The following is a 20949-nucleotide window of genomic DNA, read 5'->3' on the forward strand; positions in this document are numbered from 1 at the left end:
CTGGCGTGGAGCGGCACGGTGATCGTCCCGGCGGGGGTGCGCTCTATACGCACCCGCCCGAGGTACTGCGGGACCGAGACCGGGCGGCGCACCGACCACGGTGGTACGAGGGAGTGGGAGGTCATGGCTTCTTTCGAGGCGAGTGAGCGGGAGAGACGGGCCCCTTCGCCGGGGGCAGGCGGACCACGGGGCCCGGCGAAGGGGCGGTACGGGAGGCCGGAAGACGTCGGCCGGGCATCAGACGCGCAGGACGGTGACCAGCTCGCCGAGGCCGTACAGGGACGGCAGGCACACCACGGCCGCCAGCATGGCCGCGCCGGGGTGCCGCCGCAGCAGTCCGGCGGCGCGGCGCGCACAGCCCGCGCGCCGGTGGCGGGTGGTGGCCGGGGCCGGTGGCCGGGGGTTGACCGGCCCGGTGCGGTGCCGGGGCAGGCGCGCGGTGACGGCAGCAGGCAGCGGGGCCGGGCAGCGGTTCAAGGCGTCAGGTCCCGCACGCAGGTAGCGCACGTGCTGCTGGAGCACTTCCGCCAGGTGCACCATGTGCAACGTCGGACCCATGGGACCGGCCGGTGTCGCTTGTCGGATCAGGTAGTGCGCCCGGGTCAGCAGGCGGTACAACTCTGGCTCCGGGGACTCGTCGGCCTGGTGGGCCAACATGGTGGTCACGGATTGCAGATGCCGTCGCAGTCCGGCGATCCGCCGGTGGACCTCCTTGTCCGCCAGCAGCCGTGAGTCCTTGAACAGGATCACATCGGCGGCGCGGGAAGCTGACTGAAGGAGGTCAGCGTCTCGGCTGGCCCTTAGGCAGGTGGCGGCGCGCTGTAACTTCTCAGCCGACCACGGCGGTTGCCAAGAAGTGGTGGCTCGCGCAGCGTGTTGCTGGGCGGCGGAATGGAGAGCAGTGGAGAAAGACGGTCGTGCGATGACGGGGGACATCGGTGCACTCCTGGTCGGCGCAGAACGGCACAGTGGTGCGGTGCGCACTCGCCGTCGCTTACGGAGAGTGGAAATCCAGGAAACCGCCGCCTCACGATGCGCCCCAGAGCGAAAGTGACGCAACAATGAGGCATTCACGTAGCAAACCCGAGCCTGGCCTGCGAAGTTGTTCGGCACAGACACGTGTTGCGAAGACAGGAGCTGGTGTTGTGGCTCTCAAGCGTCAGCGTTTGGCGCGCAGGCGGGAAGCCGTGGGTCTGACTCAGGAGCGCCTGGCCGAAGCACTGGGTGTCGAACGTTCGACGGTCGTCCGGTGGGAAGGCGCACGTGGAGCCCCCAGGCCGTGGATGCGGCCAAAACTGGCCCGGCTGCTGCGCGTCGATGCAGAACAACTCGAAGAACTGCTGAACAGCGTCACCGACACCAAGCAGCCACCACATGCCCTGGGCAGTACTTCCAACGACCCCGCACGAGTTGACCTGACCGTCACAGCAGCTCTGCGCACGGACCTCGACCACCTGACTGCACGGTATGACCGGGCACCGTCAGCCAGCCTCCTCGCCGACGCGGGACAGCATCTGAACCAGCTGGCGCACTTGGCCAACGGCGCGAAGGCCGGACGCGTCCAACGGGAATTGCGGACCCTTCAAGCGGACGCCTCCACCCTGATGGGACAGCTCGTGTGGGACGCCTCCCAACGCCGGGACCATGCCACCGCCCGCACGTACTACGAGCAGAGCGTCAGCATCGCCCGCCACCTGCGCGATCCCGTGATCGAAGGCCACGCACTGCTGCGCCTGAGCCACGTCGCACTCTACGGAGCCCGAGACCCCAGCGTCGGCCTGGCCCTCTGCCGTCAGGCCGCCGAGGTCGCCGAAACGGCCAGCAACGCGCTGGCCGGACTGTCGCTCCTGCACGCCGGCGAAGCCCACGCCATGCTCGGACAGGCAACCGACTGCGAACGCACCCTCGCCAACGCTCAGGAACACCTCGGGAGGGCCGAACCCACCGACGCCGCAGCAGACCTGCTCTCCCCCACCCAGTTCGGCCGTCTCGCCGGCTCCTGCTACCTTTCGCTCGGCTGGTACCACCGAGCCCAGGACTGTCTGCACACCACCGCTGCCCAACTGCGCGACCGACGGAAATCACGCGCCATCGTCCTGGGCAACCTCGCCCTCAGCTACGTTCGGCAACAGGAAGTCGACGCGGCCGCCGCCACCCTGCACGAAGCCATCGCCGAGCTGGAAGAGACCCGAGGCGGTGGCGGCATGAACCTCGTCTTCGCCGCCGCGCGCGAACTACGCCCCTGGAAAGACCAGCCCGCCGTAGCAGACGTGCACGACCGACTCCTCGCCCTGATGGCAAGCCCGTGACCTAGGAGGAACTGGGTGACCGAAGAGAAAACCAAGCAGGCCGTACGCACCCAGGTCTGGGATGCCCTCGACGAGGCCCAAGCCGTACACGACGAATCGGTCCACGGCCGCATCCCCAACTTCAAAGGCGCGGAGCAGGCCGCAGCCCGCCTGGCCTCCCTGCCACGCTGGCACGACGCCAGGGTCATCAAGTCCGTACCCGACAAAGCCCAGCTGCCCGTCCGGATCCGCGCCCTCGAAGAAAACAAAACCGTCTACATGGCGGTCCCCAAACTCGCCGCCCCCAAGCCGTTCTACCTCCTGGACCCCCAGGCGCTGACCGTGCCACCGCACACGGCCGCCGTCAGCCGCAACGCAGCGAACCATGCCCCCACGGTAGAAGTCGAAGAACTGCACCCGATCGACATCATCGTCTTGGGCAGCGTCGCGGTGAACCGCTCCGGCACCCGCATCGGCAAGGGCGCCGGCTACTCCGACATCGAATTCGCCCTGCTCACCGAAGCGGGCCTCATCTCGCAAGACACTCTCGTCGTCACCACAGTCCACCAGCTACAAGTCGTCGACAGGCCAATTCCAGCGACCGCGCACGACGTATCCGTTGACCTCATCGTCACCCCGGAAGAAATCATCACCTGCCCCGAACCGCACCGGCCTTCAGGCATCCTGTGGGAGCGCCTCGACACGTCGAAGATCGCCGCGATCCCTGCACTTCAGGTCCGCGAACGCGCGAAGCAACACTGAGGGCTGAGAGGCGCGCATGTACCCGGTCACCCGTCACAGCAGCCGCCTCGCACTGCGCGAGCTGACGACCGATGACGTGGACGCCGTGCACGCCATCTACGGCGACCCGGAGGTTACCGAACACCTCAGCTTCACCCCGCGCACGCGCGATGAGGCCGGCGGCATCGTCGCCCGGGGCATCGCCGCGGCCACCGCCATCCCGCGCCAGGAGTACGTACTCGCCGTCGTCACGCAGGGGGACGACGGCGACCTTGGCCGACGGCGGGAGTGGCTGTCGCATCCGCCTGTCGCTCCCGCCCTCAGGAGGCGTGTCGGGCCGGTTCTGCTCCGGTCTGGGTCAGGAAGTCGGTGAGTACGTGGGCGAGTCGTTCGGGCTGGTCCTCGGGGATGAGGGTGGACGAGTCGGCGATCTCGACCAGTCGGCCCTGCGGGTACAGCTCGGCCAGCCGTGGGCCGTGCTCGCGCGGCATCAATCTGTCCTCGGTCGCCCAGACGACCAGTACCGGGCGGTCGAAGTCGCGCAGTCGCTCGCTCCAGGCGAGCAAGGTCTTGCGGTCGGGTGCTCCGGTGGCGAATTTGGCGAAGTCCCGGCGGATGGCCCTGCTGCGGGTGGCGGGAGCGAACCAGTCGTCCATGATCTCGTCGGGAATTCCACGCAGGCTCATTCCGCCGTATCCGCCCCGGCTGTGACGGAAGGCGGGGATGCGCATGAGGCGTGTCAGGAGCCAGACGCCGCCGGGAACCCTGCACACATGGGCCGCCGCCTTGGCCGGCCCTGGGGGGAAGTTGTCGAAGGCTTCACAGGCCACCAGTACCAGGCGCGCGATGTGCTGAGCCTTCCCTTCCGACACCAGGAACTGGCCTCCGCCCCAGTCGTTGAGGACGAGGGTCGCCTGGTCCAGGCCGAGCCGCTCGATGAACTCCCCCAGAAGCCGGGCGACACCGCGCTGGGACAGGTCGGCATCCGGGTGCATCGGCTGACGGTGGCCCCCCAGGGGCAGCGTGGGCAGGACGCAGCGGTATCCGTCCAGCAGCGGAACCACCTTGCGCCACTGCGTCTCGTTCATCGGCAGACCGTGGCCGAACACCAGCACAGGCCCCTCACCGCCGGTGTCCTGGTAGTCGGTCGGTCCGGACGACAACTCGATTCTCGGCATCCCAACCCCCTACTTGATAGATCGTTCTACTGTAATATGGCGGGGAAAGGGGTGGAAGGCAATGGGGCAGACGGACACGCGAGCCAGGATCCAGGGGGCCGCCACGGTGCTGTTCCGCCGACACGGCTACTCGGCCACCGGCCTGAAGCGGATCGCGGCAGAGGCGGACGCACCGTTCGGCTCGATCTACCACTTCTTCCCCGGCGGCAAGCAGCAACTGGCCGAGGACATGATCCGCACGTCCGGAACCGAGTACGGCCGCATGGTCCTGGCTCTGCTGGACAGCGTGCCGGACCCGGCGGAGTCCCTCGTGCACGCCTTCGAAGCGGCCGCGGACGATCTTGCAGCGGCCGATTATGCCGACGCGTGCCCGATCGGGACGGTGGCCTTGGAAGTGGCGAGCAGCAATGAGGTGCTGCGTGGCGCGACGGCTGACGTGTTCGAGGAGTGGGTCGGCGCCGCGACGCGATGGTTCGGCCGCTGGGTGCCGGACCCGCAGGCGGCGCGGTCCCTCGCGCAGTCGATGATCATGATGCTGGAGGGGGCTTTCATGCTCAGCCGGGCTGCCCGTGATCCCGAACCGCTGCGGGTGGCCGGCCAGTCGATGGCCAAGTTGCTGCGCACAGCCATCACACAGGCCGACCAGGACTGATCTCGAACGATGGGTGCAAAGGCTCGGCCAGCCCCCGCGGCCGCGCCATAATCGGTGGCTTCACCGGACTCACGAGAAACGTCCTCGCCGTGACCGCACCCCTCACCGTCCAGCGCCACCGCCGGATCATCGACGTCCACCTGCTGCTGATCCGCGACAACCGGGTCCTGCTCAGCCTGCGCCAAGGCGGATACGCCTCCGGGCAATGGCAGGTCCCCTCCGGCCACCTCGAAGCGGACGAACCCACCGACCACGGCACCGTTCGGGAAGGATGGGAAGAGATCGGCGTACGCGTCGATCCGGACCACCTGGAACTGGCCCACGTCATCGACCACCGCGCCCCCGGAGAAGAGCCCCGCTTCGGCATCTTCTACCGCGCCCACTCCTGGGAAGGCGAACCGTACAACGCCGAACCCGACAAATGCGGCGGCCTGTCCTGGTTTCCCCTCAGCGACATCCCTGATCCGACCGTGCCCTACCACGCAGCCGCCCTGCAACACATCGCCGCCGGCCGCATCAGCAGTAAGTACGGATGGGAACCGATGCGCTGACCTTTGCACTCGCAGGCCCTTGCTTCGGGCTAACTATTGCCGACAGGATCGGGCCGGCGTGCAAGCGAAACCGAGGACCGGTCTGCTACAGCAAATCCGTGGTGTCGAAGCATGGCGATCGCACACATGGCGGCTTCCTCCGGGTCCGACGCGCAGGGGGGAGCCATCGCGTGGTGCTGCGCATCCCACTCCCAACCGAGCCGGTGAAGCAACGCTCTAGCCTCCAATTGTTCCCACCCGCTGACCGCTACGAGTCCGTGGACATGGCTCGTCCTGATGACCACGTTCGGTTCTTCGATCATTGACCCATCTCTTCCTGGCGGGTTCCTACGGCTGGCCAAGCGGCGAGCTGGAATCGCGAGGGCCGTTCTTCGTGGCGTCCGACGCGGCACTGCTCGCCGGCCTTGCCGAGAGCGGTATCCATGCGGCGGGACAGGAAGCGAGCCCACTGCTCGTGCCACACCACGGCCGCACCCGCGTCCTGGTAGGCGTCGGTACGGGCGAAGGCCAAAGCGGCGATCTCATAGGCCAACCCCTCGTGAAGCCGCCAACACGGAGGGATCACGTGCTGAGGCTGCCAGGCGTACGTACGGTTCAGCCACCGGCACACTGCGTCGAGCCACTCGTCCAGCGGGCCGAGCAGGTCGGGTGGCAGGGCGCCGATGTCCCAGGGCGGCGGTCCGTCGGCCGAGAGCTCCTCGACGCTTCTCTCCGCCACGTAGGTGGCGAGGACGGCCGGTAGCTCCGGGAAGGGCTGGTAGACGGCCAGGGGGTTGGTGGTGCTCATGCTGCGGTGGCTTCCTGCCGTCGGGCCCAGGCGGCGGCGTGGGCGTCGGCCTGCTGTTCCCGTACGGCGGCCAGGCGAGCGCGTTCGGCTGCGTTGGCGTCCCGCAGCGACCGGACCTGCGCCTGGATCTGCGGCCAGGTCCCCCAGTTCCACATTCCGTCGAGGTGAGTGATCACCGGGGGCAAGTTGTCGGCGAGGACGAGAGCCTGCCCTTCGCCGAGCGCCTTGATCTCGTCCGGCCGCAGGACGGGTTCAAGGGCCAGGTGCTTAGCAGTGGACACGCCTCCGCGGTCACCGCTGTTGGTGGTCTTGGTGGTGCGGACACGCTCGACCTGGCCGCAGAGGTCTGATTGGTCGCGGAGGAACTGCGGGTCCTTGGCGCCGCCGAAAATGACGACGTTGTTGGTGAAGGAGGCCAGCTCGGCTGCGGTATCGGGTCCGAAGCGGGCGACGGCGGATGCCCAGCCCTGGAGGCCGTAGATGACGGTGATGCCGCGTCCGCGTCCGTCGGCGACGCGCTGGCGCAGGCTGGGGATCGGGGCGATGTTGGGGGCTTCGTCCAGCGCGGCCAGGAGAGGAGGATCGAGCCGCCCGGCCGGAGCGGCGATCGCGTGTGCTTCCGCGATGTCGAGCAGGTCTTCCGTGACGGCCGTCGTCAGCGGGGCGACGGAGTTGACCTCCGAGTCCTTGCCGAGCAGGTAGATGGTGCCGCCGGCGTCGAGCAGGGCTTGTACGTCCGTGGGCTGGTCCGCCCCGCCGGTGAGGGCGTCGATGACCGTCTGGTGCGCGAGGGGTTCGAGCGCCGCGTCGATGGTGACGGCGGTGTTGCCGACGGTGCGCTCGTCGCCGCTGGTGGCGTTGAGGAGCATGTCTCCCCAGCCGGCGCCCGCGCCGGGGTGGGCGCTCAGGATGCCGAGCGGGGCCGGGTCGGAGAGCTTTCGTGCCCACCGGAGGAACTGATCAAGGCTCGCCCCGTCGAGCGCGGCTGCGTGCAGCAAGGCGGCCAGGACCTTGCTCGCCTGCCCCTTGTAGAAGGCGGAGCCTTCGGAGGACTGGGTGGCCGAGCCGGGGGTGCGCGAGCCCGCGACCAGGGCCTTGGCCCTGGCCATCGCGGTTTCCGTGTCCGCCGCTCCGGTGATGGGGGACCAGCGCAGCTTCGGCAGGGACGGGGCGAGGCCCTGCGGGTCGAACACCGCGATGGGGCGGTCACCGAGACGGCGTGCGTCCAACGTCAGCTCGACCAGGTCCGGCTTGGTGGAGGTGGCGAACACTGGGCCCACCCACCGGCGGATCACGGGCGCGAAGAATCTCAGAGTTTTCCCCGACCCCATCGGGCCGATCACCCGGGTTGCCTTGTCGGCTCTGGACCACAGGTCAACGCCTTTCGGGCGACGGGAGGTCCCCAGCGAATAGCCGAAGTCGTGGGGATTGTGGCGCATGGAGGTACTCCGAAGAACGAACGGGGAGCTGGCAGGTGGGGTGATCAGGAACCGTGGTGGGGCGGCTGCTTGGACAGGTCCACTGCCCCGACAGGCCGTGAGGCGGGGAGCGCATCGTGGCTGAGCGAGGGCCGGACCTCGGTCGCCTTGACGACGGACTTCGCCGAGAGATGGCGCTTGAGCTGGCTCTTGGCAGCGAAACCCGCGTTGCGTCGGCTACGGCCTGAGGAGATCCAGAGGACCAGGAGAACGACACCGAAGACGGCGGCGAGGCCGTACAGGGGGAGCGACAGACCGCTGGGGATGAGATCCATCAAGCCGCCTTCCGAGCAGCTCGCGCTGCCAGGTAGCGCATCCTGCGCGCGCACAGGCGCGCGAGCGGGGCGGCCGGGCCCGCGGCGCGGGGCGGGGACGTGTGGAAGGCGGCGTGCAGCTCTTCGGCGCCGCGCCAGACGTGCTGCACCGCGGCCCGCGCCCGGCCGCCGGCCGCGTGGGAGTCATTGCGGTCCAGGGCCTGAGCCAGGTGGGCCGCCCGCTTCGCCATTTCGAGGAACTCTCCATGCAGGGCATCGATCTCCGCGCGTACGGATCGTGCAGCGGAGGAAGCGGCGGTGTGACGGTGGTCAAGGGAAACTACACTCACGGGAAACTCCAGCGGAGGTAGGACCTCGGGCAGGGGATGAAGGACGGATGGCGCTTCATGCCGTGTCCGGAGCGGCCGAGGAGAGATCGGTCATCGAGCCCGAAGAGAAGCACAGGTGCTGCTCTGTCTCGGTCAGCAGGTGCTGAACACCGGGATAGATGACCTCGCCGACCTTCCACAGGGCAACGCCCCTGCGGAGCCGCATGATGTGCTCCGCTGTCCACGCGGGAAGCCCGAGCCTGGCGACAGTGTCTTCTGCCTCGGACTTCTTCATCGAGTAGATGATGATCGTGTCCGCCATCTTCAGGGCCGCCTGCGTTTCCGCAGAGTCATCGATGTCCGACAAGTGGTGAACGATGAAAATGCATGAAAGACCGTACCCCCGGGCGAACTTCAGGAACTTCTCCAGCAGGGCGGCGAGCTGCGGTGTGCCGAGAATGTGCCATGCCTCTTCACAGACGAGAATCCGCTTGCGCTGCGTGTAGCGGCGGCACCCGGTCCTCTCATTGGCGCCGAGTTCCCAGGCCCCGGAGGCGGCATCGACGGTGACCCGCTGGTGCTGCGCGGGCTCCGCACCACACTCGCACCTGGGCCGCAGCCAGACCTCTTCCAGGAAGATACTGATCACCGCGACGAGAATGGTCATGGCGACCCCACCGGAGGGGACCTTGGTGAGGTCGAAGACCACCATGTCCCCGTCCAGGTCGATGTCCAGGCTGGTCGGCCCGTCCAACATGCCGATCAAGTCGCCGGTCGAGTCCTGGTCGTTGCCGCACAGGCGGTCCAGCACGTACGAGGCTTCGAGGCCGTCGCCGAGGAGCTCTTGACGGGTGCGCTCCTTGGCCCGCGCGTCCGCCTCCTCGGGAGCACGCAGCGCCGCGGCGACATCGGCCAGGACCGGGGCCCGGCTTTCCTCACCGGCACGCTGATGGGCTCGGCGGATAGCGATACGCAGGGCCGAGCCCGCGAATTCGTCCAGGGGCTTGCCCAGCCCGAGTTCGACGATCGTGCGGATGAGCTCGACCTGCCGCTTCCCCGTGATCGTCGGGTCCATCGGGTTGATGCACGAGGAACCACGGCCGCCGCCGGGGGTGAACTTGACCGGCGCGCGGCCGGTCAGTGAGCGGCCCAGTGCCGCCCACTCGCCCTCTTCCCGCTCTTTCTGCTCTTTCGTGTCCAAGACGATGACCTTGCGGCCCAGCCGGATCTGCCGCGCGGTGTAGGTCTTGGTCAGGGCGCTCTTGCCGCGGCCCGTGTCCCCCATGACGATCATGTTGCCGCCGGGCAGGCCGTCACCGAAGGCCGAGAAGGGGCAGTAGATGAACGCCTTCCCGGAGTAGAGCTCCCGGCCGATGACCGCCCCGGCGGTGCCGAGGGTCGGCGGGGCGATCGGGAGGTAAAGAGCCTGGCTGGTGGTGGTCTCCGTGTAGAGCGGACGCCGCACCGTCTGGTGCATGGGCGTCAGGGGAGCAAGGTCGAGCAGGTCAGTCACTTGATGCCTCCGGCGAAGGGGAGCGTGGTGGCGATCGCCCGGGCGTGCTCCAGGTCCAGCCACTCGATGCGCAGGTGTGCGTTGCGGGCGCGCGAGGCGGTGGTGCGCTTGACGCGTTCCAGCTCCTCCGGGCTGCGCGATGAGACGGTGATGTAGCCGACGACGGCGGACCCGGCGGCACCGGAGGCGGCGAGCGCCATACCGCGGGAGCCTGTGGCGTTGGCGGCGATCAGGTCCCGGGGGTCGATGTTCTTCCCGCGCTGGCGGTCCCGGTGCATCTCGGCCTGGTTGTTCGTGTCCTCGCTCAGCATCCGCTCGACGGCCCTGTCATTGGGCTCCAGGTCCTGGGTGATCGCCATGGTCCGGATGACGTCCGGCATGCCGATCAGCAAGGGGGAGAGGAAGTCAGGGCCTACCGGGGTGGTGGGCCATGCGACGACGGCCGCGGTCGCGTGGCACCAGGTCTCGGTCGATCCGGCGGCGCGCGTGGCCACGTGATCGCCGGACCGGACGTCCACGTTGCGGGGGAAGGCGTGGGCCTGTGGCAGCTCGGTATCCCAGATGGGGTGGTCCGGGTCGTAGCTGTTGCGGATCAAGGCCGTCAGCCGACCCTCGTCCAGGGGCGCGATGACCGACAGGTCCGCGTCCTCGCAACGGGCCCACAACTCTTCCATGTAGGCGGCCATGGCCGCGGCCACGCCTTCGTCACCGGTTCCCCGGGCGGCGCCGTCGGCCGCCAGGTCGCGTGTGAACTTCGCGTGCGCGGTGATGTAGTAGCGGTGCTCCTCCGCAGAGGTGGACACGGCGTTGGCCAGCGTGTCGTACGACTCGCGCAGCCACTGCGGCGCCGATGCGGTCGCCCGCGACTCGTCACGCTGCTTGACGAACCGCTGGTGTGCCTGCGGGTCGGACTTCAGCTGCCGGGCCAGGACCTGGATGCGCTTGACGGGGTGTTCCTCCGTGTTGCCGAAGGCATCGAGCAGCTCGCCCCACCGCTCCAGGGCCACGATCTGTTCGCCGACCTCCTTGCCGCCGAGCCCGGGAGAGGCCACCTCCAGCGTCGCGGTGACGCAGCGGGATTCCGGCTGGAGCACGACGACGGCTTGCTGGCCGCGTACGGTCACCGGGACCCACGTCATCCCGGCAACGCCTTCCGGTTCGGTGAGGGCCGCATCGGGCGGGGTACCGTCCGCTCGGACGCCTGCCTCGACAGCCGGGGACACCCACACGCCTCCGGTCCGTTGCAGAGCCTTGCGGTGGTACCTCTTGATGCGCCACCAGCGGTAGAGCGTGCGTCGGTGCATCGTGCCCTTGGGCCGGTACGGCGCATAGACGACCAGGACCGCCAGGACGATCGGAAGGACCAGGCCCACCCCGGCCGCCACCGGAACGCTCTGGAAGGCGAACCCGCAGATGAGGCCCGCAGCGGCGCCACCCGCCAGGACGACCTGTTCGCCCAGGTCGCGGCGGCCGACAAGCCCCGTGGGCCGGTGTTTGCCGAACTGATAGGTACGAGAAGACATAGGGATCACTGGTCCTTGCCGGAGGCGGGCTTCGGGGAGCCCACCGGGCCACCGGACGGCTGCGACGGTGGCGTGGGAATCGTGGAGGGACCGGCACCGGAGGCGGTGCCGGAGGCGGGCTTCGGGGAGCCTGCCGGGCCACCGGACGACTGTGACGGTGGCGTGGGAATGGTGGAGGGACCGGCACCGGAGGCGGTGCCGGAGGTGGACGCCGGGGCGGCACCCGTCTTCGAGGGCGAGGCCGGGACGGTGCCCGTGCCCGGTGACGGGGACGGCGGGGCCTGCGCCGGTGTGGGAGAAGACCCCCGGCTGACGACCGGGTCGGACATCGCACCGCGGGAGCGCGCCGCAGCCGGTGCGCCGGTGCCTTCGGTACCGGAGCCGCCTCCCTGGGAGCCCTCTGCGCCCCCGGACGCCGCGTCGAGGCCCTGCGCTCCTGGGGAACTGGCGGCACGGTTCTTCGTCACATCGACACCGGCCTTCGCAGCCGCCGCCGCAGCACCGGCCGGTCCGCCAGCGGCAGCAGTTCCGCCACCGGCAGCTGCTCCGACTCCTGCGGCGCCCGAGCCGGCCGCCGCCTTCGCACTGGCCGTACCGGCCTGGCTGCCGACCGTCGAGGAGTTCGCGGCCTTCCCGCCGGCGGCGCGGGCCGCTCCCCCGCCGCCGGACGACTTGCCGCCACCGACCAGCGAGTCCTGGACGTGCATCGACATCGCCCGGTTGGCGTGCTGCGCGGGCCCGTCCACTGCCGAAGCAGGCCCCGCGGAGGTGGCCGCCTTACGGTCGTGGTGAATCTGTGCCATCTCATCGCCGAAGGCCGGGACCCACTTGTAGATGGTCGCCGAGGCGAAGACGGCCAGCAGCAGGATCAGCGCGCCGACCAGGATCTTCGAGACGGCATCGCTCATGCCTCCCGAGGCGTCACTGAGGATGGCCCCGCCCAGTCCGAGCAGGGCGAACAAGACAGGTTTGCTGATGCCGAGCGCGAATAGGGCGCCGACCCACTTCTTGCTCTTGCCCCACAGGTCCCGGTCCACCAGGCCCGCGTTGACCACGGGCCCGAGGGCAACACCCACATAGATCGCGGCACTGCGGATCAGCAGCTCCACCCACATCAGCAGAGCGCCGCACAGCATGATCAGGTTGACGACGATGAGCTGGAACACCCCGTCGTGGGGGTTGGCCGCCATGACCTTGAGCATGGTGGCGAGGAATGGTTTGAAGTTGTCGGTCGCATACGGCTCGAAGATCGCTGTGACCTCGTCGATAGCCTTCATCAGCAATGCGACGGTGCCGGGCGCCAGGGCATTGACGACGAACTGAAGGACGAGGAAGCCGACCGCTTCCGATACCGCCGTGGTCACCGAGACGCCGCGCGCTGCCCGCTTGGCGACAGCGATCAGCCACAGCGCCGCCGTGATCAGCGTGCTGGCCGCGAAGATGATCGCGTACTGCTTCAGGAAGCCCGGCGACGTCAGATCGATCTTCGACGTGTTCTGGATCAGCTCCAGCATCTTCCGCAGGAACCACAGGTTCGCTTCAGTGATCTTCTGGAGCAGGAAGCCCAGGGGGTCTGAGACGAAGTCGACGGCGGCCTTGGCCTCACACACCATCGGGATGTAGCAGAACGGATTGGCAACCGCCGAGGGCACGAAGAGAAATCCGAGGGTGACGTTGACCCACAGGATGGTGTGCAGCCGGCGCCCCAAGCTCCGGCCCGGGCCGGAGCGTTCGAAGGTGACGAGGCCAGGGGCGTCCTCACGCAAACGAAGGCGCATCAAAGACACCCCCCACCTCGGCGAAGCTCGTGGCCGGAGACGCCTGTTCGGCGGCAGGCGGCGAGGGGACCAGCGGTTCCCCCGGAGAAACCGCGGTCGTCTTCCACGTGCCGTCGATCCAGGCCAAATCGACGTTCATGCGCAGGAAGCCGACCTGGGGGTGCTGGGACTCGTCCTTCCCGGCGATGCCGCCGACGGACGCGGTCCACAGCTCGACGCTCGCGGCTTGGGAGGTGTGCGTCAGGGTGCGTGCCGCCAGCACAGCGGTCCGGGTCACGAGTCGTCCGCCGTCTGCGGTGCGGCCGTCTGCGCCGAGTTGGCGGTTCTCCATGACGAGCTGCGCGGTGGCGTCCGCGTCATGCGTAACGGCCTTCAACGTGCTCGGTGCGGTCATGCCGCGGAGCATCCGGTGCCGCCAGTCGGCATCGGTGAAGAACCGCGGATCTCCCTGCACCATCGCGGCGTTGGAGGCGGCTGCACGGGCCCCGGCCTCGTCGTGCGTGTAGGGGCCCGGGACACCGTCGTCCGTGGCGCCGCGGACAACCGGGTCGGCGGCTTCGCCGGAAACGTACTGGGCGAAGTCGTTGGCGGTGTTGGTGGCCTGCTGGCTGGAGAGCGGTGCGACCAGGCCGCGGCCTGTGGAAAAGCTGGCCGCCTTCCAGTCGCCCGCCTCCCAGACGAGGTTGACCGTCACAGACCGAAACGCTGCGTGAGGCGGGGTGTTACCCGCTGTGTTGCCACGGACCGTGGTTGTCCACAGTCGGATCGTCGCGTTGTGGATATTGAAGGCCAGAGTATGAGCCGAGAAGACCCCGGTACGGGCGATCACGTCCCTGCCCGCCACCTTCTTGGAATCGCCTTGCAGGTCCTTCGCCGCTTGGACGGCGACCTGGTTCGCGTCCTCCCCGGCCGACCGCTTCGCCTCGGCGGTACTCATTGCAGCGGTGGCCCGCTGCCGCGCGGTTGGGTTCGTCAGGAAGGCCGCGCTACCGCGGACCGTCGCGAAGTTGCTGGCGGCTGCCTTCGCGCCGGCCTCGGTGCGGGTGTAGCCGACGGGGACGCCATCGAGGGTCCGCTTGCCCGTGGGCTGGCCGCCCTCTACATGCTCGGTGGGGCGCGGGGACGCGGATGCTGACTCCGGGGAGTGCGGGGAACCGCCGGAGATGACGCTGACGGCCAATCCGGCCGTGGTGACGGCGGTGACGAGGCCGACCGCGATGCCCCACTTCTTGGTCTTGTTCGGCCCATGAGGAGGGGCGTGGCCGCCGCGTCCGGCGGCTTCGCGCCGCCCGGTACGGGAGTGCTGAGTCATCGGTTCACACACCCATGCCGTAAACGATCGTGAAGAGCGTGCCGAACGAGGCGACGAGGAAGACCGTCACGCCGCCCCCGACCATCAGGCCCTTGCCGCGGGAGGAGTCCATGGTCGAGTGGCCGTCGCCCACCCAGCCCTTCGACTTCGCGAGCCCGGCGAAGAAGGCGCCAGCGCCGACGACCAGGACGAGTGCGGCCAGCACGCCGAGCATCACCTTGGCTGTGCCGCCCAGCTTGCTGAACGGGCCCCAGTCCGGCTTGACCCCGCTGACGACATCGGCTCCGGCGGCGAGCGTGGTGAGGTGCTGGTGCAGGGCGGGGTCGGAGGCGGCCGAGATCAGGTGGTGCATGGATCTTCCTTTGGTTGTGCAGGTGAAAGGAGTGAAAGGGGAGGCGTCAGCCGACGTGCCGCATCGCGACGATCTGGTGGGTCCACCAGCTCATGGGCTTGATGCGGACCTGGGCGCCGGTGTGGGGTGCCTCGATGACCTGGCCGTTGCCGATGAACATCCCGACGTGTTCGGGGTGGCTGGCTGAGCCGACGGAGAACAGCAGGTCACCCGGCTGAAGTTGGGAAATACTGGCGACGGGCTTGCCCACGCGGACCTGGTCGTAGGTGACGCGCGGCAGGTTCACGCCGGCCGCGGCCCACGCCATCTTGGTCAGCGAGGAGCAGTCGCACCCGTTCTGGCCGGTGTACGGGGCGACGCAGTCGCCACCCCACCGGTACCAGGTGCCCAGCGCGGTCTTGGCGGCGGCGATGGCTCGGGCCGCACCCTTGCCCGCGGGCAGCGGAGTCGGACTCGGGGCCGCCGCCCACTTCTCGGCGAGGTCACGGATCTTCTTCACGTAGGCGCGGGTTTCCGCGTACGGCGGCACCCCGCGGTACTTGATCACCGCGCCGCCGCCCGCGTTGTACGCCGCCAGCATGTTGTCGGTGCTGTCGCCGGGAACGTTCTTGACTTCCTTGGCCAGGACGCAGTCGTAGTGGGCCTGCGCGGCGATGGCGTCCTCGGGGTCGAACACGTCCTTCTTGCCGTCGCCGTTGCCGTCCTTGCCGTACTGCGCCCAGGTACCGGGCATGAACTGGGCGATCCCCAGGGCGCCCACCGGCGACCTCGCCTTCGGATTGAACCCGGACTCGCTGTAGAGCTGTGCGGCAAGCAGCGACTCGGTGACCTGCGGGCATTCCCCCGCGGCCTTCTTGATGATCGGGCGGACCCATGCGGGCACCGGCGAGTCAGCCGTCAGCCCGGCTCCGGGCCCGGTCTCCGTCGCCGAGGCTTTGTCCGCGCCGCCGAACGTCAGCAGGAGGACGAGGCCGCCGAGGCTGAAGCACAGCAGCAGCGCCCCGCAGGCGTATGCGATCTTCTTCACGGCCGCCCCCGTCAGGCCCAGGGCAGGGCGGTGACACGCCAGCCGTCGGAGGTGTTCTCCAGCCGGAGGGCCAGCTGCTCGCTGCTCTTCCGCGCCGGGCCGGAGACGGGTGCGGTGCTGAGCGTGTAGGCGACGCGGACCAGCGCGGTGCCCGGCGTCGGAGCCGGGGCGCCGTCCGGAACCCGGACCGACTCGATCCCGACGGTCGTACGTGCCTGCTCGTCCCGCAGGGCCGCCCACGGGGCGTCCTGGCTGGGACGTTTCTGCGTCAGGATGTCGACCAGCTCGCCGGAGGCGTACTTGGCGGCCCGAACTCCGGCGTCGGCGTAGGAGCGGTCATGGCCGTCGCGGGCGTCGTGCTGGGCGTACGCCGTGGTGAAGGCCCGCGCCACGGTGGCCGCAGCAGCCGGCACCTCGCTGCCGGTGGCCACTCTGGGAGAGGAGGAACGGGGGCCGGAGGTTTCGGTGCCCCCAGCTGAGACCACTGCGGGGCGGGACCCGTCCGCAGCGGGGCTGGCGGGCTGCGTGCTGCCGCAACCGGTGGCGCAGACGGTCAGCATCGCAGTGGCCCCCACAAGGATAGAAATGCGTACATAGTGGGCGTGTGAAGGCATGGGGGAATCTCAACCTCGGGCAGGAAGGGGAGGGTGGGTGTTGCGGCCCCTGTGAGCGGGGGGCCGCAACACCCGGGGCAGGAGCTGTGGACTTACTCCTGCGGGCTGTTACCGGCGTTGGCCGGGCCCTGCGTGCGTCGGCGGGTAGCCCATACCGTGCCGCCGCCGAGGGCGAGCAGTGCTGCCGCGCTGCCGAGGGCCCAGGGCGTCATGTCGGCGCCGGTGTGGGCCAGGGAGCCGTGCTTCTCCGGGGCGTCCGGCGGAGTGCCGTGGTCCTTCGGAGCAGGCGGCGGGGTGGTCTCCGGCGTCGGGGGTGTGGAAGGCGGCGGTGAGGGTGCCTTGCTGTCCTGCGCCCGCACCGTGACCTCGCTGTCGGCCCGAGCGGTGAAGGAGATCGGCCGGGAGAGCGTGTCGTACCCGCTCGGGGCCCTGGTCTCGGTCAGCAGATACTCGGTGCCGGCCTCCACCGCGGCGTCCAGCTTGAGCGGCTTGGACTTCCCGTCGGCCTCCGTCGTCCCGGACACCACCTTCGTACCGGCGACCTTCTTCCCCGACGCGTCGACCTTCACGGTCGAGATGTCGAAGCCCATGCCGCCCAGAGGCTTGCCGGTCTCCTTGTCGGTCTTGAGCACGCGCATCGTCGCAGGGATCGGGTCATCCGCCAGCGTCACGTTCACCTCCTGCCCCGGCTTCGCGGTGAACGGGCTCGGCGTCGCGTCGAGCTGGTAGTGCTTCGGAGCCGTCGTCTCCTTGGCCCAGTACCGGGCGCCGTCCTTGACCGACATGCCGAGCTTGGCGCGGGCCGTACCGTCCGCGCCCGTGGTCAGCTCAGTGATCTTCTTGCCCGGCCGGTGCTGGCCCGCCGAGTCCACGCTGTCCGCGTCGATCTCGATTACGCCGTGCCCGAGCGGCTTGCCCGTGGACTTGTCGATCTTCTTAAGGACCAGCTCTGCGTCGCGGAAGGGATCAACGAGAGTCACCGGGTGCGCCGTTGCGCTCTGCCCAGCGGTGATCAGCACGTCCTGATCCGGGATCAACGCATGGACACTGTCGCCCGTCGAGGTCTCGTGCAGCCGGTACTTGCCGGGCCGCAGCCCCTCGAAGACGAGGACCCCGTCATGGTTGGTCGTGCCCTTCGCCACCTCCTTGCCGGTGGCCGGATCAAGGAGCTGGAAGCCGACACCCGACAGGTGCGTGCCCTCCGGGCCCTGCTTGTTGATCTGCACGCCGCCCGTGGCCGGCCTGACCGTCACGGCCGCAGAGTCCCGGGCCGTAGACGTGTCCCCGGCCAGCAGCATCCGCTGTGCGTGGGAGTCACGAGGCAGCAGCGCCTTGAGCTGAGAACCAGGAAGCCCACCGGCCGTCGCGGTCACCGTGGCCTTCCCCGCCTCGGCAGGAGCGAACTGCCACTGCGCACGGCCGTCGCTGCCGGTGGTCACCCTGCCGTGGGCCGAGCCCGCGCTGACGTCGACCGCAACTCCCGGCACCTTCTGCCCGGACAGCTTCGCGGTGACGTCCAGAGCGACCGTAACCTTCTGCCCGGCCGTGGTCTGCTCCACCGACGGCCGGACGTGCAGCTCGTACGGGCCCGCGTACCGCCGCGCCTCGCTGAGATAGCGCTGAGCCAGCGGGCGAGCCCCCGCCGACACGTTGGAGTAGGACAGCCGCTGCTTGCCCCGGGCGCCGTTGAGTCCGTACTTCCCTCCGGCGAGCAGCTCGTAGGTAGCCGCGTCGACGGCCGCCGCCTGCTCATCGGAATGAGTCTGCCCGTACCGCCCGATCACGTACGACGCGTAGGCGACATTCGCGTCCGGCACCTGCTGGCCGGTCTCAGACGAAATCCAGTGATTGACCGTCTTCGGCGCACCGTACCCACCGGCCGAATCGGGCCCCCGACGTTCCGGATCAGCACAATACGTTTCCCTGTCCCGCGACACACGCATTCCGGGAGGACCGTAAGCCCCGATATGGCTGGCAGCGGCGTGACCGTCGGAATCTGGGATCTGGTACCCCGGGCCGTACCGATCGGCGGCTATCGCCGTTGGGGACCAGGCCAGTGTCCCGACCACGCCGGCAGCCACGGTGACGGCGGCCAGCCGGGACGGGGGAGGTATGCGTGAACGCATGGAAGTTGTGCTCCTGCGGACGGAGGCCACCCCTTCGGAGGGCCTTCGGTAACGGGAGCCGGTCTTCGTATACGGACCCGACTCCCCTTGCTAAGGATTCCTCGCGGAAACCCGGCACAGCGTGCTGAAAGCTCCGCTTTCCTGCTGCTGTGAGCACGTGCGACAAGATGACCGGACCGCAGTCCGGCCACTACTGCCGCTCAGCTTCATATCAAGGCGCATCAACTCCCTTTCTGGTCCGTGCGGCTCGGGACGTGCATGCTCCGAACGACCGCGAGAGCCCCTTTGGCGTTGGCCGCAAAAAAGCCTGACAGGGGTTGGCGGGGATTTCTAACGTCCATAAATTGATGGAACTTTCTTCCCTGAAATCTTTTCCGTTTTGGAGAACGCCTGAGAAGGCCCCTACGACGCGAACGAGTTGATAGCCCCCGCGCGCGGAGGGGGCGAGATGGCAGGGCAGTGGCCCGCCGCCCATGGAGGGGCCGACCACGCTCAGCGGGTCCCTCGCATCTGCTCGCCCGCTCCCAGATTCTCAACGGGGCTGGAACAAGCGAATGGCCCTTCACTCGCCGGAGATCTGGCCTGGTGCGTTCCGCCTGCACTCCTGACCGCAGCAGGGGCACGGTGACTTGATCGGGCGGCGCTCGGCCCTGGTCAAGCGCGGGGGTGTGCAGTCCGGGCGGGCCGGGGTTGTGCAAATGTCCGTGTTCTGTAATGACAGTCGCATCTTCAACCAGCATTCGCGGCCAGGCTCCACAGTGGTCTCGCCCGGCAAGAGGCCGGGCATCGGAACCATCAGCCCCGCTGTGCTCGGGGCTGCTCGCAGGAGGTCGTCATGCTCCGTTCCGCCCGTGCTGCCACCGTCGCCTTCGGCTCGGCCGCCCTGGTCGCGACCGCGTCACTGCCCGCCGTCGCCGACGTGCACACGCTGCCGGCCACACACCGCTCCCCGGTCGTGATCGGTGCGGTGCAGGCTGACAGCCCCGGCCGCGACGACGGCTCCAACCGGTCCCTGAACGCCGAATGGGTCACGGTGAAGAACACCAGCCGCCGCGCGATCAACCTCCAGGGCTGGACCCTGACCAGCGAACGCAGCCACAAGACGTACCGCTTCAACAACCTGCGCCTGGCCGGCAACCAGAGCGTGCGCGTCCACACCGGCCGAGGTCGTGACGCGGTCCGCGACATCTACCAGGACCGTCGCGACTACGTCTGGCACAACCAGCGCGACACCGCCACACTGCGCGACCACCACCGCCACACCATCGACACCAAGAGCTGGGGTCGCCGCTGACCCTCCGCCCGGACGGCTTTCGGCTGGACCGGGCACCGGGTGCGCCGCAGCCACGGAAAGGGCTGCGGCGCGCCACGCTGGACCCTGCTGCACTGTGAGTGGCCGTGCTGCGCCGCGAACTCCCCCACGCGCGCCAAGGAAAGGGCGAAGCACTCAACCACGGCATCCGGCTGATCCGCGACCGGGTCGCGGCCCGGGGCCAGGACCCCGCCGAGACGGCCGTCTGCGTCATGGACGCCGACGGCCGCCTGTCGGACCGTGCACTGGCCGCCTCCTTCACCTACCTTCGCCGCGACAGGCAGGTCGGCCCCGGCCGGGCCCTCCTCCTGGGCCACTCCTTCGTCGTCATGAACTACCTGTCGTTCCTGTGCGCCTGGCGCGCCCTCTTCCGCATGTTCCGCGGCCACACCGGCTGGACCAAGACCACCCGCGAGACCGAGCCCGGGGCGGGCAGTGGGCGGATCACGGGACCCGGAGCGCTCGCCGGTAGGCGCCCGGGGTCGTGCCCGTTGCGGTGCGGAAGCGGCGGCGCAGGTTGACCGCGGAGGAGAGGCCGACGCGGGCTGCGATCGCCTCGACCGGCAGTTCCGTCTCCTCCAGCAGGGCGCGTGCCGCGGCCACCCGACGGGAGAGCAACCACGCACCCGGGCTCGTGTCGAGCTGGTCGGCGAAGCGCCGGGCCAGGGTGCGGGACGAGACACCGAGGTAGGCGGCCAGGTCGGCTACCGACAGCGGTGTGCCGAGGCGCTCGTCGACCCACTTGAGCAGGCCGTCGAACGCGTTCCCGGGCGGTGGGGGCGGCGCGTACGGCGCTCGGCCGGCCTCGCGGTGTGGCGGCAGCACCATGTGCCGCTTGAGCACAGCGGCGTATGCGGCCCCGTGATCCTTCCGGACGAGGTGCAGGCACAGGTCGAACCCGGCGCCCGCGCCGGCGCTGGTGGCGATGTCACCGTGATCCACGTAGAGCCTGTCCGGTTCCACGCGCACCCGGGGGAATTCACGCCGCAGTTGCTCGGCATGCGCCCAGTGCGTGGTGGCCGAGCGGCCGTCCAGTAGTCCGGTGCGGGCCAGTGCGAACACCCCGGAGCAGATCGTGACCAGCCGGGCCCCACGCGCATGCGCCCGCAGCAGTGCCCGGCACACCGGGTCGGA

General features: G+C 69.2%; 22 protein-coding genes. 7 read left to right on the forward strand and 15 right to left on the reverse strand.

Features of this window, described 5'->3' with window-relative positions; all coding sequences use genetic code 11:
• Window positions 1–237 precede the first annotated feature (237 nt).
• Window positions 238–750: a hypothetical protein gene (locus ACH4FX_RS40965; RefSeq protein ID WP_398486769.1), complete on the reverse strand. Its 513-nt coding sequence runs from the start codon at window positions 748–750 to the stop codon at window positions 238–240.
• A gap of 395 nt (window positions 751–1145) precedes the next feature.
• Here ACH4FX_RS40965 and ACH4FX_RS40970 point away from each other — a divergent pair, with 395 nt between their 5' ends.
• From ACH4FX_RS40970 to ACH4FX_RS40980, 3 genes are read left to right on the forward strand one after another with little or no spacing between them, the layout of a single operon-like run.
• Complete coding sequence (locus ACH4FX_RS40970; RefSeq protein ID WP_398486771.1) at window positions 1146–2309, forward strand: helix-turn-helix transcriptional regulator; 1164 nt, start codon at window positions 1146–1148, stop codon at window positions 2307–2309.
• Between the two features lie 15 nt (window positions 2310–2324).
• Complete coding sequence (locus tag ACH4FX_RS40975) at window positions 2325–3050, forward strand: 5-formyltetrahydrofolate cyclo-ligase (RefSeq protein ID WP_398486773.1); 726 nt, start codon at window positions 2325–2327, stop codon at window positions 3048–3050.
• 16 nt (window positions 3051–3066) lie between these two features.
• Window positions 3067–3402: a GNAT family N-acetyltransferase gene (locus ACH4FX_RS40980; protein WP_398486775.1), complete on the forward strand. Its 336-nt coding sequence runs from the start codon at window positions 3067–3069 to the stop codon at window positions 3400–3402.
• On the opposite strand, the gene ACH4FX_RS40985 is transcribed toward ACH4FX_RS40980, so the two are convergent.
• On the reverse strand, window positions 3350–4207 hold the full coding sequence (locus ACH4FX_RS40985; protein ID WP_398486777.1) for an alpha/beta fold hydrolase: 858 nt from the start codon (window positions 4205–4207) through the stop codon (window positions 3350–3352). The two genes, ACH4FX_RS40980 and ACH4FX_RS40985, sit on opposite strands and share 53 nt — an antisense overlap.
• A gap of 61 nt (window positions 4208–4268) precedes the next feature.
• On the opposite strand from ACH4FX_RS40985, the gene ACH4FX_RS40990 reads away from it, so the two are divergent.
• Together ACH4FX_RS40990 and ACH4FX_RS40995 are read left to right on the forward strand one after the other, a co-directional pair.
• Window positions 4269–4859, forward strand: coding sequence for a TetR/AcrR family transcriptional regulator (locus tag ACH4FX_RS40990; protein ID WP_398486778.1), 591 nt, complete (start codon window positions 4269–4271; stop codon window positions 4857–4859).
• 89 nt (window positions 4860–4948) lie between these two features.
• Window positions 4949–5410, forward strand: a complete 462-nt coding sequence (locus ACH4FX_RS40995; protein ID WP_398486780.1) for an NUDIX domain-containing protein — start codon at window positions 4949–4951, stop codon at window positions 5408–5410.
• A 298-nt stretch (window positions 5411–5708) separates the two neighbouring features.
• Here ACH4FX_RS40995 and ACH4FX_RS41000 read toward each other — a convergent pair whose 3' ends face one another.
• The 12 genes from ACH4FX_RS41000 to ACH4FX_RS41055 all read right to left on the reverse strand — a co-directional run bounded on the left by ACH4FX_RS41000 (window position 5709) and on the right by ACH4FX_RS41055 (window position 18194).
• Entirely contained in the window at window positions 5709–6197 is a 489-nt protein-coding gene (locus tag ACH4FX_RS41000) for a hypothetical protein (protein ID WP_398486782.1), read from the reverse strand.
• A complete protein-coding gene (locus ACH4FX_RS41005; RefSeq protein WP_398486784.1) occupies window positions 6194–7468 on the reverse strand; it encodes a type IV secretory system conjugative DNA transfer family protein in 1275 nt (424 codons plus the stop codon). Before ACH4FX_RS41005 ends, ACH4FX_RS41000 begins: the two co-directional genes overlap by 4 nt.
• Before the next feature lie 212 nt (window positions 7469–7680).
• Complete coding sequence (locus tag ACH4FX_RS41010; protein WP_398486786.1) at window positions 7681–7950, reverse strand: hypothetical protein; 270 nt, start codon at window positions 7948–7950, stop codon at window positions 7681–7683.
• Window positions 7950–8279, reverse strand: a complete 330-nt coding sequence (locus tag ACH4FX_RS41015; RefSeq protein ID WP_358976575.1) for a DUF6238 family protein — start codon at window positions 8277–8279, stop codon at window positions 7950–7952. Before ACH4FX_RS41015 ends, ACH4FX_RS41010 begins: the two co-directional genes overlap by 1 nt.
• Window positions 8280–8334: 55 nt before the next feature.
• Complete coding sequence (locus ACH4FX_RS41020) at window positions 8335–9771, reverse strand: ATP/GTP-binding protein (protein ID WP_398486788.1); 1437 nt, start codon at window positions 9769–9771, stop codon at window positions 8335–8337.
• Entirely contained in the window at window positions 9768–11294 is a 1527-nt protein-coding gene (locus tag ACH4FX_RS41025; RefSeq protein ID WP_398486790.1) for an SCO6880 family protein, read from the reverse strand. Before ACH4FX_RS41025 ends, ACH4FX_RS41020 begins: the two co-directional genes overlap by 4 nt.
• Window positions 11295–11299: 5 nt before the next feature.
• On the reverse strand, window positions 11300–13072 hold the full coding sequence (locus ACH4FX_RS41030) for a hypothetical protein (RefSeq protein WP_398486792.1): 1773 nt from the start codon (window positions 13070–13072) through the stop codon (window positions 11300–11302).
• Window positions 13053–14252, reverse strand: coding sequence for a hypothetical protein (locus tag ACH4FX_RS41035; RefSeq protein WP_398486794.1), 1200 nt, complete (start codon window positions 14250–14252; stop codon window positions 13053–13055). Before ACH4FX_RS41035 ends, ACH4FX_RS41030 begins: the two co-directional genes overlap by 20 nt.
• Before the next feature lie 136 nt (window positions 14253–14388).
• Complete coding sequence (locus ACH4FX_RS41040) at window positions 14389–14736, reverse strand: hypothetical protein (RefSeq protein WP_358976560.1); 348 nt, start codon at window positions 14734–14736, stop codon at window positions 14389–14391.
• A 46-nt stretch (window positions 14737–14782) separates the two neighbouring features.
• Window positions 14783–15763, reverse strand: coding sequence for an NlpC/P60 family protein (locus tag ACH4FX_RS41045; RefSeq protein WP_398486796.1), 981 nt, complete (start codon window positions 15761–15763; stop codon window positions 14783–14785).
• A gap of 11 nt (window positions 15764–15774) precedes the next feature.
• Complete coding sequence (locus ACH4FX_RS41050) at window positions 15775–16194, reverse strand: hypothetical protein (protein ID WP_398486798.1); 420 nt, start codon at window positions 16192–16194, stop codon at window positions 15775–15777.
• A gap of 275 nt (window positions 16195–16469) precedes the next feature.
• Window positions 16470–18194, reverse strand: coding sequence for a collagen binding domain-containing protein (locus ACH4FX_RS41055; protein ID WP_398486800.1), 1725 nt, complete (start codon window positions 18192–18194; stop codon window positions 16470–16472).
• A 1144-nt stretch (window positions 18195–19338) separates the two neighbouring features.
• Here ACH4FX_RS41055 and ACH4FX_RS41060 point away from each other — a divergent pair.
• Both ACH4FX_RS41060 and ACH4FX_RS41065 read left to right on the forward strand, forming a co-directional pair.
• Window positions 19339–19797 (forward strand): lamin tail domain-containing protein, encoded by a 459-nt coding sequence (locus ACH4FX_RS41060; protein WP_398486802.1) that lies wholly within the window; start codon window positions 19339–19341, stop codon window positions 19795–19797.
• Between the two features lie 104 nt (window positions 19798–19901).
• Window positions 19902–20336: a hypothetical protein gene (locus tag ACH4FX_RS41065; RefSeq protein WP_398486804.1), complete on the forward strand. Its 435-nt coding sequence runs from the start codon at window positions 19902–19904 to the stop codon at window positions 20334–20336.
• On the opposite strand, the gene ACH4FX_RS41070 is transcribed toward ACH4FX_RS41065, so the two are convergent.
• The coding region (locus ACH4FX_RS41070; protein ID WP_398486806.1) for a GlxA family transcriptional regulator at window positions 20260–20949 on the reverse strand (690 nt) is incomplete at its 5' end. The genes ACH4FX_RS41065 and ACH4FX_RS41070 overlap by 77 nt on opposite strands.

The organism is Streptomyces sp. NPDC018019 (assembly GCF_044327805.1).
GTDB lineage: Bacteria > Actinomycetota > Actinomycetes > Streptomycetales > Streptomycetaceae > Streptomyces.